Origin of the sequence: Enterococcus sp. AZ050 (assembly GCF_051715085.1) — a bacterium.
GTDB classification, from domain to species: domain Bacteria; phylum Bacillota; class Bacilli; order Lactobacillales; family Enterococcaceae; genus Enterococcus; species Enterococcus faecalis.
Genome location: NZ_JBIOTC010000001.1, coordinates 320488 through 333911, shown reverse-complemented (window position 1 = coordinate 333911; position 13424 = coordinate 320488). Strand labels below are relative to the sequence as shown.

At 37.7% G+C, this 13424-nt stretch carries 14 protein-coding genes and 2 riboswitches; of the genes, 13 read left to right on the top strand and 1 reads right to left on the bottom strand.

The window, feature by feature from the left end:
- Nucleotides 1–48: 48 nt before the first annotated feature.
- The 6 genes from trmFO (at nt 49) to IGJ04_RS01545 (ending at nt 6174) form a co-directional block, all read left to right on the top strand.
- A complete protein-coding gene (gene trmFO, locus IGJ04_RS01570; protein ID WP_002357486.1) occupies nt 49–1356 on the top strand; it encodes an FADH(2)-oxidizing methylenetetrahydrofolate--tRNA-(uracil(54)-C(5))-methyltransferase TrmFO in 1308 nt (435 codons plus the stop codon).
- Nucleotides 1357–1567: 211 nt separating this feature from the next.
- Nucleotides 1568–2467: a tyrosine recombinase XerC gene (xerC, locus tag IGJ04_RS01565; protein ID WP_002357488.1), complete on the top strand. Its 900-nt coding sequence runs from the start codon at nt 1568–1570 to the stop codon at nt 2465–2467.
- 28 nt (nt 2468–2495) lie between these two features.
- Nucleotides 2496–3044 (top strand): HslVU peptidase proteolytic subunit, encoded by a 549-nt coding sequence (gene hslV, locus IGJ04_RS01560; protein WP_002357489.1) that lies wholly within the window; start codon nt 2496–2498, stop codon nt 3042–3044.
- A 14-nt stretch (nt 3045–3058) separates the two neighbouring features.
- Complete coding sequence (gene hslU, locus IGJ04_RS01555; RefSeq protein ID WP_033624982.1) at nt 3059–4462, top strand: ATP-dependent protease ATPase subunit HslU; 1404 nt, start codon at nt 3059–3061, stop codon at nt 4460–4462.
- Nucleotides 4463–4482: 20 nt separating this feature from the next.
- The gene (gene codY / locus IGJ04_RS01550; protein ID WP_002357492.1) at nt 4483–5265 is read left to right on the top strand and encodes a GTP-sensing pleiotropic transcriptional regulator CodY; all 783 of its coding nucleotides are present in this window, start codon (nt 4483–4485) and stop codon (nt 5263–5265) included.
- A gap of 33 nt (nt 5266–5298) precedes the next feature.
- Nucleotides 5299–6174: an aldose 1-epimerase family protein gene (locus IGJ04_RS01545; protein ID WP_010707554.1), complete on the top strand. Its 876-nt coding sequence runs from the start codon at nt 5299–5301 to the stop codon at nt 6172–6174.
- A gap of 41 nt (nt 6175–6215) precedes the next feature.
- On the opposite strand, the gene plsY is transcribed toward IGJ04_RS01545, so the two are convergent.
- Nucleotides 6216–6845: a glycerol-3-phosphate 1-O-acyltransferase PlsY gene (gene plsY / locus IGJ04_RS01540; protein ID WP_002360243.1), complete on the bottom strand. Its 630-nt coding sequence runs from the start codon at nt 6843–6845 to the stop codon at nt 6216–6218.
- Between the two features lie 205 nt (nt 6846–7050).
- A riboswitch (cobalamin riboswitch) is annotated at nt 7051–7210 on the top strand.
- Between the two features lie 118 nt (nt 7211–7328).
- Here plsY and IGJ04_RS01535 point away from each other — a divergent pair.
- The 7 genes from IGJ04_RS01535 (at nt 7329) to eutS (ending at nt 13408) form a co-directional block, all read left to right on the top strand.
- A complete protein-coding gene (locus IGJ04_RS01535) occupies nt 7329–8357 on the top strand; it encodes an ABC transporter substrate-binding protein (RefSeq protein WP_002384486.1) in 1029 nt (342 codons plus the stop codon).
- Nucleotides 8350–9357, top strand: coding sequence for a FecCD family ABC transporter permease (locus IGJ04_RS01530; protein WP_002360246.1), 1008 nt, complete (start codon nt 8350–8352; stop codon nt 9355–9357). The genes IGJ04_RS01535 and IGJ04_RS01530 overlap by 8 nt, the downstream gene beginning before the upstream one ends.
- A complete protein-coding gene (locus IGJ04_RS01525; protein ID WP_010707556.1) occupies nt 9354–10121 on the top strand; it encodes an ABC transporter ATP-binding protein in 768 nt (255 codons plus the stop codon). The genes IGJ04_RS01530 and IGJ04_RS01525 overlap by 4 nt, the downstream gene beginning before the upstream one ends.
- A gap of 141 nt (nt 10122–10262) precedes the next feature.
- Nucleotides 10263–10706, top strand: a complete 444-nt coding sequence (locus IGJ04_RS01520) for a EutP/PduV family microcompartment system protein (protein WP_002363995.1) — start codon at nt 10263–10265, stop codon at nt 10704–10706.
- Entirely contained in the window at nt 10703–11284 is a 582-nt protein-coding gene (locus IGJ04_RS01515; RefSeq protein WP_002360247.1) for a cob(I)yrinic acid a,c-diamide adenosyltransferase, read from the top strand. The genes IGJ04_RS01520 and IGJ04_RS01515 overlap by 4 nt, the downstream gene beginning before the upstream one ends.
- A gap of 44 nt (nt 11285–11328) precedes the next feature.
- A riboswitch (adenosylcobalamin (AdoCbl) riboswitch) is annotated at nt 11329–11478 on the top strand.
- 292 nt (nt 11479–11770) lie between these two features.
- Nucleotides 11771–12901 (top strand): 1-propanol dehydrogenase PduQ, encoded by a 1131-nt coding sequence (locus IGJ04_RS01510; protein ID WP_010707558.1) that lies wholly within the window; start codon nt 11771–11773, stop codon nt 12899–12901.
- A 159-nt stretch (nt 12902–13060) separates the two neighbouring features.
- Nucleotides 13061–13408, top strand: a complete 348-nt coding sequence (eutS, locus tag IGJ04_RS01505; protein ID WP_002345864.1) for an ethanolamine utilization microcompartment protein EutS — start codon at nt 13061–13063, stop codon at nt 13406–13408.
- The last annotated feature ends 16 nt before the right edge of the window (nt 13409–13424 follow it).

Sequence of the window (13424 nt, the reverse complement as noted above, 5' to 3'; positions counted from 1 at the left end):
TGTAAGAGACAGCTCTTAACTTCTTGACATAGAAAGGAATTTTTATACATGACAAAAAAAGTCACAATTATTGGTGCCGGTTTAGCCGGAAGTGAAGCGGCATGGCAAGTGGCCAATGCTGGCGTACCAGTTGATTTATATGAAATGCGCCCTGTCAAAAAGACACCAGCGCATCAAACAGAAAATTTTGCAGAGTTAGTTTGTTCTAATTCATTACGTGGAAATAGTTTAACCAATGCGGTAGGTGTTTTGAAAGAAGAAATGCGCCGTTTAAATTCAATCATTATTGGTAGTGCAGATCAAACCGCTGTACCAGCTGGCGGCGCCTTAGCAGTTGACCGTGATTCTTTTTCTGAAACAATCACTGAAAAAATTAAAAGTCATCCATTAATTACAATCAAAAATGAAGAGATCACTGATATTCCGGAAGGGATTGTAATTATTGCAACGGGGCCCTTAACCTCTGAAAGCTTATCTCAAAAAATTCAAGAATTTAATGGTTCTGAAGGCTTTTATTTTTACGATGCAGCAGCACCAATTATTGATAAATCAACAATTGACATGGATAAAGTTTATTTAAAATCTCGTTATAACAAGGGGGAAGCGGCTTACTTAAATTGTCCGATGACTGAAGAAGAGTTCAATGCTTTTCATGAAGCGCTAGTCAATGCAGAAGTGGTTCCTTTACGCACGTTTGAAAAAGAGAAGTTTTTCGAAGGCTGTATGCCCATCGAAGTAATGGCGCAACGTGGTATTAAAACCATGTTGTTTGGCCCAATGAAACCTGTCGGACTAGAAGACCCTAAAACAGGTAAACGCCCTTATGCTGTAATTCAATTACGTCAAGACAATGCTGCAGCTTCTTTATACAATATTGTTGGTTTCCAAACGCATTTAAAATGGGGTGAACAAAAACGAGTATTCCGTATGATTCCGGGATTAGAAAATGCTGAATTTGTTCGCTATGGCGTCATGCATCGTAATAGTTTTATGAATTCTCCAGAGTTGCTAAAACCAACCTACCAATCAAAAAAACGTGACGATCTGTTTTTTGCTGGACAAATGACTGGTGTTGAAGGATATGTTGAAAGCGCGGCAAGTGGTTTACTTGCAGGTATTAACGCAGCTCGTCTTGCCAAAGGGGAAGAGCCGATTGAATTCCCTCGCGAAACGACTTTAGGAAGTATGGCTTATTATATTACACATGCAGAAGGCAAACATTTCCAACCAATGAATGCAAACTTTGGGCTTTTCCCAGAGTTACCTGAACGAATTCGTGACAAAAAAGAACGCTATGAAGCGATTGCTAATCGGGCCTTAGATGTTCAAGCTCAAGTTATCCAATCTTTAGACTAAATTAGAAAAAATATGAGAAAAGACTGAGCATCATTGCTAAGAAATGCGATGATACTCAGTCTTTTAATTTTTAGAAAAAAATAACAAAAGCTAAAGAATAGTTAAAATTGTGAACATATTTAGAAATATTGATTAAATTCTGACAACTTAATTGTCTTTTGAAAAAGGTTATGCTAAAGTTACTTTGTAATCGAATGAGGAGGGCTATCACATGGAAGAAAAGAATTGGCCTGAGTTATTTGCTCGTTATCTTATTGTCGAAAGAGGCTATTCAGAAAAAACAAAAAAAGCATATCAAGAAGATATACAACATTTTTTTTCGTTTTTAAAGACTTCAGGTAATGACAATTATTTGACTGTGGAACATTTGGATGTTCGGGCTTATTTGAGCGAATTATACGATCAGGAATATAGCCGCAATTCGATTAGTCGAAAAATTGCCAGTTTGCGTTCTTTTTATCAATTCTTATTAAAAAATGAAGCAATCCAAGAGAATCCTTTTTCCTATGTTCATATGAAAAAGAAACAGTTACGGTTGCCCCGTTTTTTTTATGAAAAAGAAATGGATGCATTATTTGAGAGCGCACAAGGCGAGCAACCGCTTGATTTGAGAAATCAAGCGTTGCTAGAAGTTCTGTATGGGACTGGTATTCGGGTCAGTGAATGTGCGAACTTAACGGTGGACGCAGTTGACTTTCAAGCTTCTGTTTTATTGGTTCACGGAAAAGGAAATAAAGATCGCTATGTGCCTTTTGGTTCATTTGCACAAGACGCCTTAAAGGATTACTTAGAGAATGGCCGCGCGCTATTAATGACAAAATATCAAAAAAAACATCCGTATGTCTTTGTTAATCATCATGGTGAACAAATCACGCCAACAGGGATTGAATATGTCTTAAACCAACTAATTAAAAAAAGTTCATTAAATGCGGAAATTCATCCCCACATGTTACGCCATACATTTGCGACACACTTATTAAATAATGGCGCCGATATGCGGACAGTTCAAGAATTATTAGGACATGCTAATTTATCAACAACTCAGATATATGCGCATGTGACAAAAGAAAGTTTACAAAAAAATTATCGAACGTTTCATCCTCGTGCATAATGGAGGTAAACGTCTAGGAGGAACAATAATGGTTGAATCACAATTTCACTCTACAACAATTTGTGCAGTCGAAAAAGATGGAAAATTTGCAATGGCTGGTGACGGCCAAGTAACAATGGGCGAATCTGTCGTTATGAAAGGTACAGCCAAAAAAGTGCGCCGTATTTACAATGATGAAGTCGTTGTCGGTTTTGCAGGAAGTGTGGCAGATGCCTTTACATTAGAAGAAAAGTTTGAAGGAAAATTAAATGAATACAACGGAAACTTAACGAGAGCTGCGGTTGAGTTAGCCCAAGAGTGGCGTACACAACAGTCTATGCAAAAATTAGAAGCTATGCTGATTGTGATGAATAAGGAAGAAATGCTCTTAGTTTCAGGAACTGGGGAAGTCATCACACCAGACGATGGTATTTTAGCAATTGGTTCAGGCGGTAATTTTGCTTTGTCCGCTGCAAGAGCCATGAAAAACTTTGGCGATAAAGAAATGCCAGCGAAAGAGATTGCTAAAAATGCCTTAAATATTGCTGCAGATATCTGTGTATTTACGAATCATAATATCATTGTAGAAGAATTATAAGCGAGGGAAAATCCATGAATGAATTAAACAAAACACCAAAAGAAATAGTCAAAGAACTAGATCAATATATTGTTGGACAGCAAGCTGCCAAAAAATCAGTGGCGGTAGCTTTACGTAACCGCTATCGTCGCTTGCAATTAGAAGAAAATATGCAACAAGATATTACGCCTAAAAACTTACTAATGATTGGACCAACAGGTGTTGGTAAAACTGAGATTGCTCGTCGTCTCGCAAAAATTGTCAATGCGCCTTTTGTAAAAGTTGAAGCAACCAAATTTACAGAAGTAGGCTATGTCGGTCGGGATGTCGAATCAATGGTTCGGGATTTAGTAGAAAATGCGATCCAAATTGTTGAAAAACAACAATACAGTCGTGTGTACGCGCAAGCGTTGAAAAAGGCCAATCAACGTTTAGTCAAAGTATTAGTGCCTGGAATTAAAAAAGAACAAAAACAGGCTGGCGGTAATCAATTTGAACAAATGATGAACATGTTTAACATGGCTCAGCAACAGCAAGAAGCACAAGAAGAAGTAACGGAAGATATTCGAACGAATCGCCGAACAATTTTGGAACAGCTGGAAAAAGGTCTATTAGATAATCGTGAAGTAACAATTGAAATTGAAGAACCGAAGAAAACGATGCCAGCTATGAACAATGGCCTAGAACAAATGGGCATCGACTTAAATGAAACGTTAGGCGCTCTGTCACCGAAGAAAAAAATCGAACGTACTGTAACGGTGAAAGAAGCACAAGACTTATTAGTGAAAGAAGAATCAGCAAAAATTGTCAATGATGCTGATATTCATAGTGAAGCGATTCGTTTAGCTGAATCAAGCGGAATTATTTTTATCGATGAGATTGATAAAATCACCTCTAAAAGCCAACAAAATTCGGGCGAAGTCTCTCGTGAAGGAGTACAAAGAGACATTTTGCCGATTGTTGAAGGCTCCCAAGTTAACACGAAGTATGGTCCTTTACAAACGGATCACATTTTATTTATCGCTTCAGGTGCTTTCCACTTGTCAAAACCAAGTGACTTGATTCCAGAATTACAAGGCCGCTTCCCAATTCGAGTTGAATTAGATGATTTAACGGCGGATGACTTCGTAAGTATCTTAACTGAGCCAAACAATGCTTTAATTAAACAATATGTAGCATTAATTGGCACAGAAAATGTTTCAGTCATCTTTACCAAAGAAGCAATTGAACGGTTAGCACACATCGCTTATGATGTAAACCGTGATACAGATAATATTGGGGCGCGTCGTTTACACACAATTTTAGAACGTTTATTAGAAGATTTATTATATGAAGCACCAGATATGCAAATGGGTGAAATTACGATTACCGAAGCATATGTCAATGAAAAATTGAATGACATTGTTCAAAATGAAGATTTAAGTCGTTACATCTTATAAAAAAGGCTGGAGGAGAAAAGATGGCTACATTATTAGAAAAAACACGTCAAGTGAACGAGCTTTTGCAAAAAAACAATCTGTTTGACGTACAAGCAGAACTTCCGTACAACAAAATGGCAATGATTTTAGGGGATATTTTAGAAAGTAATGCGTATATTATTAGCAGTTCAGGGGATTTGTTGGGGTATACTGAAAAATTAGATGTTAATAATGCCCGTATCAAAAATATGTTTAAAGAGAAAAAATTTCCTCAAGGATACACCGAGGCCGTGGATATGCTCAAAGTAACCGAAGCCAATATTCCAATAGACAGTGATTTAACTGCATTTCCTTTTGAATCACGAGAGCTGTATCCGTTTGGGTTAACCACTATTGTGCCTTTGTACGGTGCTGGCAAACGCTTGGGTACGATTATTTTAGCGCGTGTTGAAAAATCCTTTAACGAGGATGATTTAGTGTTAGCTGAATATAGTGCGACCGTTGTCGGCATGCAAATTTTGTATCATCAATCCAGAACAATTGAAGCAGAAGTTCGCAGTGCGACTGCCGTGCAAATGGCCATCAACACTCTTTCCTATAGTGAATTAAAAGCCGTCCATGCCATTTTTGAAGCCTTAGATGGCGAAGAAGGTCGTTTAACTGCTTCAAGTATTGCAGACGAAATAGGCATTACTCGTTCCGTAATTGTGAATGCCTTAAGAAAATTAGAATCAGCTGGAATTATTGAATCACGTTCTCTTGGTATGAAAGGGACTTATTTAAAAGTGTTAAATCAACAATTTATTAAAGAATTGGAAAAATAAGCAATTGCTCGTATCAACTAGGAGGACAACGCAATGACTGTACAAATTGAAAATGAATTTCTAATCGCAACATTTGCTGAAGAAGGAGCAGAATTAGTAAGTTTACAATCAAAAGAAACCGGCATTGAATATATTTGGCAAGGAAATCCTGAATTTTGGGCCCGCCATGCGCCCGTACTTTTTCCGATTGTCGGTCGTCTAAAAGAAGATACGTATATGTACCAAAATCAAGCGTATCATTTAACTCAACATGGTCTTGCTCGTGATCAAGTATTTGATGTGATTGAAAAAGGTGGAGAAGAAGTTTCTTTTTCACTAAAATCAACAAAAGAAACCAAGAAGAAGTATCCTTTTGATTTTGAACTAGTGATTACTTATACATTAGAACACCAAGAATTGACTGTAAACTACCAAGTAGAAAATACAGGGAAAGAAGAGATGTATTTTGGGATTGGTGGTCATCCAGCCTTTAATGTACCTTTAGAATCTTCACTAACGTTTGAAGATTATTATCTAAGTTTTTCACCTAAAAAATCACGGACACAAATTCCCTTAGCAGGCCCGTTTATTGATTTAGCGAATAAAACGCTAGCCCAAACGAATACCAGCTTTGACTTAACGCATCAATTATTTGAAAATGATGCAATGATTTTTGAAACAAAAGGTCAAACAGCGATTACAATTGCCACAGACGAAAGTGAGCATCAAGTCACTTTGAGTTATCCAGAAATGCCTTTTGTGGGGATTTGGTCACCGACACCGAAAGAAGCACCTTTTGTCTGTATCGAACCTTGGTGCGGGATTGCTGATGCTGTCGATGCAACTGGCCAACTTGCTGAAAAATTTGGCATCAATAAGTTACCAGCTAACGAACTATTTAAAACACAGTATATGATTAGTGTAAAATAAAGAAAAAGGCTGTGAACATTATTTGTTCACAGCCTTTTTCTTTATTTTTTTGCACGTAAGCCAAAAGAGAGGCGACTTTCTGTTCCATTTTTAATTCGCTGAATGTTTTCACGATGACGGACAAAGATAAAAGTAGTCAAAGCAATCGCAATCACGGTTAATAACCAGTTAAATGTTGGTAAAATAGCTGGGACAGTGAAAGGCAAAATAATAGTAGAAAGTGTAATTAGTACAGCGCTAATCATACTTGTTAAACTCACCATACTGGTTAGATACAGACAAATCACAAAAATAAGAGCAGAATAAATAAAAAATGTGGGGCTGTATGCTAATAACATGCCAGCGCTAGTGGCTACGGCTTTACCACCTTTGAAATTGGCAAAAATAGGGAAGGTATGCCCTAAAACAGCTGCTACCCCAAAGAAGAGTGGGTTCACGCCTTGTAAACCAAACAAATAGGGTAATGAAGTGGCTAACGTTCCTTTCAAGATATCCATTAATAATACCGTGATTCCGGCAGGTTTCCCTAAGACACGAAATGTATTGGTTGTTCCTGTATTCCCACTCCCAAATTGGCGTATATCTTTTTTAAAGAAAAGTTTGCCAATCCAAACACCTGAGGGAATCGAACCTAATAAATAGGCAACAAGTAACAAAATGACGATTTTCATCAAGTTAACCTCTTTCTTATTCAAACTAGGATTTATTTTATCATGAATAGAAAAACGGAACAACGTCTAATAACTAAAACAAGAAAAGTTTTTCTTTTGCTTGAGGAAGCGTTGACAAATGGTTGATAACCGTTATAATAAATGTGTGTCATTAGACAAAGACGTCTAATCACTGGTTTGAAAATTAGTTATCAACGAAGATACAATATATATGTACTTATGAAGTGTCAGGGAAAGAGGTGCGAATCCTCTACAGACCTACCTACTGTATGGTGGATGAAACCAATAAGACCACAGATTATTCTGGAAGGATTGGGAGTAAGAAGAAGCTAAGTCAGGATACCGGCTTGATAAGTCTAATCATTCTTTTGTAGGAAAAAGAAGGGGCTTTGAAGATAACTGGCTGAGTATATCATTAGCATAGTTAAGTGACTGCTTTTTTTCTATTGGAGAAAAAAGTGGTTTTTTTGTATTTTTTTGACGTTGAGACAAAGGAGGTTCATTTCAGAAAATTTTCCCCAAAATAAAATAGACGAATGCGAGGATGAAAAAATGAAAAAATTTACTTTAACAATGATGACTTTAGGTTTAGTAGCAACACTTGGCTTAGCAGGGTGTGGTAAACAGGAAAAGAAAGCAACTACCTCTTCTGAAAAAACAGAAGTAACGTTACCAACCAAAGACCGTAGCGGCAAAGAAATTACTTTACCCAAAGAGGCAACCAAAATTATTTCCCTAGTGCCATCAACAACAGAAGTGATTGAAGACTTAGGTAAAACCGATCAATTAATCGCAGTTGATACTCAAAGTAGCACAATGATGACTGATTTAAAAAAATTACCACAAATGGATATGATGGCTGTCGATGCCGAAAAATTGATTGCCTTGAAACCACAAATTGTTTATGTGAATGACATCAATTTAGCTAGCTCAGAAAGTGTTTGGAAACAAGTGGAAGATGCTGGAATTACAGTCGTTAACATCCCCACTAGTACAAGTATCAAAGCAATCAAAGAAGACGTCCAATTCATCGCGGATAGCTTATCCGAACATGAAAAAGGACAAAAGTTAATCAAAACAATGGATCAAGAAATCGACGAAGTGGCCAAAATTGGTAAAACCATTAAAAAACCAAAAACTGTTTTGTTTGAAGTAGCTGCCTTACCAGACATTTACAGCTTTGGTAATGGGACGTTTTTAAATGAAATGATTGAAACAATTGGGGCAAAAAATGTTTTGGCAAATGAAAAAGGCTGGTTACCAGTGACAGAAGAAGCGGCCATTGCTGCAAAACCAGAAGTCATTTTAACCAATGTTAACTATATGAAAGATCCCGCCAAAGAAATTTTAGCTCGTAAAAACTGGGAAAACGTTCCTGCAGTTCAAAACAAAGAAGTTTTCGAAATCGATAACATGTCTAGCTCTTTACCAAATAACCACATTACCAAAGCATTAAAACAAATGGCAAAAGCTGTTTATCCAGAGGAATACAAGGATTTAAAAGATGAGTAAAAAAACGTGTCTCATACTGATGCTCTTGATCAGTATGAGCATGCTCTTTTTGGGTATTAAAATTGGAAGTGTTCAGATTTCGTTAACGGATTTGCTTCAAATTTTAGTGAAAAAGACGGTTTCAGAAGACGGGATTTTAGAGGGAATCATCTGGAATGTACGGTTACCGCGTGTCGTGATGGCCTATCTCGTGGGCGCAGGCTTAGCAGTAAGTGGCACGGTGATGCAATCACTCTTAGGTAATCCTTTAGCTTCTTCATATACTTTGGGCGTATCAGCGGGAGCATCCTTAGGCGCTGCGTTAATCATGGTAACTGGAGTAACTGCTTCGATTTTAGGGGCATTTTTATTGCCTTTAACTGGTTTTATCTTTGGCTTAGCAACGGTCTTTTTAGTTTTGTTATTTACGCAAACAATGGATAGTCAAATGTCTAATCAAACAGTTGTTTTAGTGGGGATGATTATGACCTTGTTTGTCGGTGCTATTTTGACGTTGATTACAGCACTTTTCCAAGATTATTTGAAACAATTAGTCTTTTGGCAAATGGGTAGTTTTTCTGGCAGTAATTGGCAAAAAATTGCTATTTATTGTCCAATCTTGCTTGTCAGCAGTTTGTTTCTTTGGTTTGATGCCAACGCATTGGATGTTCTTGGCTTAGGAGAAGAACATGCGATGTTAGCGGGAGTAGAAGTCAAAACAGCAAAACTACGCATTATTCTTTTGGCTAGTTTACTAGCAGGAAGTGCGGTTTCATTTGTCGGTGTGATTGGTTTTGTTGATTTAATAGCGCCACATATTGTCCGTCGCTATCTAGGGGCGACTCATCGCTGGCTGATTCCCGGTTCAGCAATCTTAGGTGGGACCATCATGGTACTAGGGGACACAATTGCCCGCACGATTTTATCACCAAGAGAAATTCCCATCGGGGCCGTAACAGCCTTGATTGGAGCGCCATTCTTCTTGTATATTTACTTTAAAAAAAGGGGCGTTGCTGCATGATTGAATTAAAAAAAACAGCTGTAACACTCCAACAAACCCCCATTTTAAAAGATATTTCCCTCGTTTTTCCGACAGGTAGTAAAACTTGTATTTTAGGTCCAAATGGTTGCGGTAAAACGACACTTTTAAAAACGATTGCCGGACTTGTCCCTTATAGTGGTTCTGTTTTAATTGATGGTCAAGAAGTTCATGGACAAAAGCGGAAGGAATTGGCAACGAAAGTAGCGATGATGAGTCAATTCACGACAGTTGCTTTTGATTATACGGTCTACGAAACAGTTTTGATGGGGGCGTATCGACAACAAGCAAAACGTTTTTTACCTATTGTTTCTAAACAAGAAAAAGAACGAGTCCTTTATTATATAGAACGCACGGGTTTATTGCCTTTAAAAGATAAAGTTGTCAATCAGCTTTCAGGAGGACAACAACAACGAGTATTTTTGGCTAAATTATTTGTACAAGATCCAGAAATTATTTTATTGGATGAACCCAATAATCATTTGGATATTCGGTATCAACAAGAATTGATTCAGCAGTTAAATGAGTGGAGTGCGCAAGAAGGGAAAACGTTAATCGGGGTGTTTCATGATATCCGTTTAGCGTTAACGCTAAGTGAAAAAATTGTGTTTATGAAGCAAGGGAAAGTGGCCGCGCAAGGTGATTTTCAAACGTTGGCTTCCAAAGAATTTTTACAAACAATTTTTGAAACAGATATTGTCTCCTATTTTCAGAAACAACATAAAGTTTGGGAAACTATTCAATAATTTTGACAAGTTTTTTGGAAACAGGTAAGATAAAGGCAAAGAATCAGAAACACAATGGCGTGTTTTAACAAATCGGCAAAGGAGCCCAAGACTAAGTACGTGATGGTACTTGCTTTGGGCTCCTTTTTTATGGAGGTAGCGATGAAACGAATCATTTTAATGGGAGCTATCGGGTGTGGCAAAACCACGTTATGTCAAGCTCTGCAAGGCAAAGAATTAATTTATGATAAAACACAGGCGGTGGAATTTCATACAGAAATGATTGATACACCGGGCGAGTTTATTTTGCATCGACAATATTATAATGCGTTAAACGTCACAGCGGCAGAAGCAGATGTGATTGGTTTGGTTCAAAGTGCTGTAGAAACACAACAAGTTTTTTCACCAGGATTTGGTAGTATTTTCCCGAAAGAAATCATTGGTATTTTAACCAAGATTGATTTAGCACAAGATTCTCAGCAATTAGAGATTGTTCGGCAACAATTAAAAAGTGCGGGTGCAACAAGAATTTTTGAAATTTCTTCTGTTGAAAAAATTGGCTTGCAAGAATTAGTAGATTATTTAGAGGAGGATGAAGCAGAATGAAAATTTATACAAAAACTGGCGATAAGGGAATGACGAAATTAGTCGGCAGCTCAACCGTCGCTAAGGATTCTGATCGAGTTGAAAGTTATGGAACGATTGATGAATTGAATTCTTGGGTGGGCTATATTATCAGCCAACTTCCACAAGAAAATCAAGAAATTAAAGAAGAACTAGAAGCTTTACAACATTTACTTTTTGATGCGGGAACAGATTTGTCAACACCGATTGAAGCACAACGACCATTTAAATTACAAAAGGAAAGTGTGCATTGGCTAGAACAGCGGATTGATTTCTACACTGCACAATCACCAGATATTGATCGTTTTATTTTACCTGGCGGAACCCCAGCAGCCAGTATGGTTCATGTGGCTCGGACGATTGCACGGCGCGCAGAACGCATCATTGTTCGTTTAAATTGGACAGCCAAAATTAACGAAGAGGTATTAATTTTTACCAATCGTTTATCAGATTATTTTTATGCGTTGGCTCGCTATTTAAATGTTCAAGCACAACGACCTGATGTTTTTTATGAACGAAGCGAAAAGGTTTTCCATAAAATTAAAGAAGATGGATTGTAAACAGTTGCTTTTCTAAAAAACTTATGGTAAATTTCAGATAGATTAAACGAATATTTTATGAAAAATATGAATGGAAGCCAGTGAGAATCTGGCACGGTCCCGCCACTGTGAAGAAGCAAGGTTGCTTTTAAGTCAGGTCTTTTCATTTTTTCATTATTGGGCATGCTGTTTCGAGGCAAAACAGGATGTTTCTTAACAACGCTTGTGTTGAAAATCCAGCCCAAGATATTTGTATTAATCCAATTAATGGCACGAGGAAGTGCTTTTGGGAATTTTGGGCTGGTCTTTCAATGTTGAAGGAGATTTCAGGTACAATGACGTACTGCTATATTCCCTTTTTTTATTGACAATTAATTAAAGGCGTTGTACTCTATGGATAAGGTTTCGTGTACAATGGCGTATACATAAGGAAGCAAAGACGCTTCAGACAGATGATTTTTCGTTTGTTTGAAGTGTCTTTTTGTATTTTATTAAGGAGGAATTGAGATGAAAACAATTCATTTCCCTACCGAACTATGGGTAGGAGAAGGCGCATTAGCCAATTTGGAAACACTTCATGATAGACGTGTTTTCATTGTCACAGATCCATTCATGGTTGACTCTGGATTTGTGAATGAAGTGACAAAGCATTTAACAAAAAGTGAATGGCAAATTTTTAGTGACATCATCCCCGATCCACCAATTGATAAGATCGCTGCGGGAATTAAGCAGTTAGCGACATTTCAAGGAGATACGATATTAGCTTTAGGTGGGGGATCTGCTATTGATGCGGCCAAAGCAATGAAATTTTTTGGCAAACGTACTTTGCAAACTCAGATTGCTGAGTTTATTGCGGTTCCTACAACTAGTGGAACTGGTTCAGAAGTTACGAATTTTTCAGTGATTACGGTTGCTGAAACTGGCACCAAAATCCCGCTTGTAACAGATGAAATTCAACCAGAAATTGCGATTTTAGATACAAATTTAGTGATGAGTGTGCCACCAAAAATCACAGCGGATACAGGAATGGACGTCTTAACGCATGTTATTGAAGCTTATGTTTCAACAGAAGCAAATCCGATTTCAGATGCGTTGTGCGAAAAAGTCGTTCGCTTAGTATTCGACAATTTAGAAATAGCCTTTAATGAGGGTAGCAACCAACAAGCCCGTGAAAATATGCATTTAGCTTCATGTATGGCAGGGATGGCGTTTAATGTTACTTCGTTAGGCTTGAATCACGGTATTGCTCATGCGGCCGGTGCGCGTTTACATGTGCCACATGGACGAATGAATGCAATGCTCTTACCTGAAGTCATTGCATATAACAGTGGCTTAGCGAATGGCAAAGTCACCAACGAACCAACAGCCAAACGTTATGCGCAGTTAGCAAATTGTCTAAATGATACACAGACAACCAATGCACGGATTGGTGTTCAACAATTTATTCGACAAATCAAGCAACTCCGTCAAAAATTAAACATGCCTGCCACTTTTAGTGACTATGGTTTACCAAAAGAAGAAGTCCAAGCTGCGATCCCAAAAATAGCTGAAGGCGCATTGATGGATGGCTGCACCAAAACAAATCCTGTCCAACCAACAGCAGCAGAAGTGACAAAAATTTTAAATTCTATCTTATAAGCGATTGACAGGATGAAATCGATAACATATAATGTGGGTAGCACAACGGCGTGCTTCAAAATTTAAGAGCAAAGAAGCTCCTTAGTAGAAAGCGAAAGTGGAACCTTTACGTTTTTTATTGAGGATTTTTTATTTGCTAAATTAAAGGAGCGAGTCTGGTTGGAAGAAAAACAACGAATGATTCAAGAATATGTTCCTGGGAAACAAGTAACGTTAGCGCACATCATTGCTAGTCCTAATAAAGAAATTTATACAAAATTAGGGTTGCCAGAAGGCACCAGCAATGCACTAGGTATTTTGACAATCACTCCGAGCGAAGCGGCAATTATCGCTGTTGATATTGCGACTAAAAGCGGAGATATCCAAATCGGTTTTATTGATCGTTTTTCTGGATCGGTAGTCATTTCTGGTGACGTAAGCTCAGTGGAAGCAGCCTTACAAGCGGTGATTGAAGGTTTACAACAGATTTTAAACTTTTCTGTAACTTGTAAAATTACCAGAACATAGCGTTGAAAGGACAAGG

What these genes read in the sequence shown, in the direction of transcription:
- trmFO (WP_002357486.1), top strand. Translation starts at nt 49, where the DNA reads ATGACAAAAAAAGTCACAATTATTGGTGCCGGTTTAGCCGGAAGTGAA.
- xerC (WP_002357488.1), top strand. Translation starts at nt 1,568, where the DNA reads ATGGAAGAAAAGAATTGGCCTGAGTTATTTGCTCGTTATCTTATTGTC.
- hslV (WP_002357489.1), top strand. Translation starts at nt 2,496, where the DNA reads ATGGTTGAATCACAATTTCACTCTACAACAATTTGTGCAGTCGAAAAA.
- hslU (WP_033624982.1), top strand. Translation starts at nt 3,059, where the DNA reads ATGAATGAATTAAACAAAACACCAAAAGAAATAGTCAAAGAACTAGAT.
- codY (WP_002357492.1), top strand. Translation starts at nt 4,483, where the DNA reads ATGGCTACATTATTAGAAAAAACACGTCAAGTGAACGAGCTTTTGCAA.
- IGJ04_RS01545 (WP_010707554.1), top strand. Translation starts at nt 5,299, where the DNA reads ATGACTGTACAAATTGAAAATGAATTTCTAATCGCAACATTTGCTGAA.
- plsY (WP_002360243.1), bottom strand. Translation starts at nt 6,845, where the DNA reads ATGAAAATCGTCATTTTGTTACTTGTTGCCTATTTATTAGGTTCGATT.
- IGJ04_RS01530 (WP_002360246.1), top strand. Translation starts at nt 8,350, where the DNA reads ATGAGTAAAAAAACGTGTCTCATACTGATGCTCTTGATCAGTATGAGC.
- IGJ04_RS01525 (WP_010707556.1), top strand. Translation starts at nt 9,354, where the DNA reads ATGATTGAATTAAAAAAAACAGCTGTAACACTCCAACAAACCCCCATT.
- IGJ04_RS01520 (WP_002363995.1), top strand. Translation starts at nt 10,263, where the DNA reads ATGAAACGAATCATTTTAATGGGAGCTATCGGGTGTGGCAAAACCACG.
- IGJ04_RS01515 (WP_002360247.1), top strand. Translation starts at nt 10,703, where the DNA reads ATGAAAATTTATACAAAAACTGGCGATAAGGGAATGACGAAATTAGTC.
- IGJ04_RS01510 (WP_010707558.1), top strand. Translation starts at nt 11,771, where the DNA reads ATGAAAACAATTCATTTCCCTACCGAACTATGGGTAGGAGAAGGCGCA.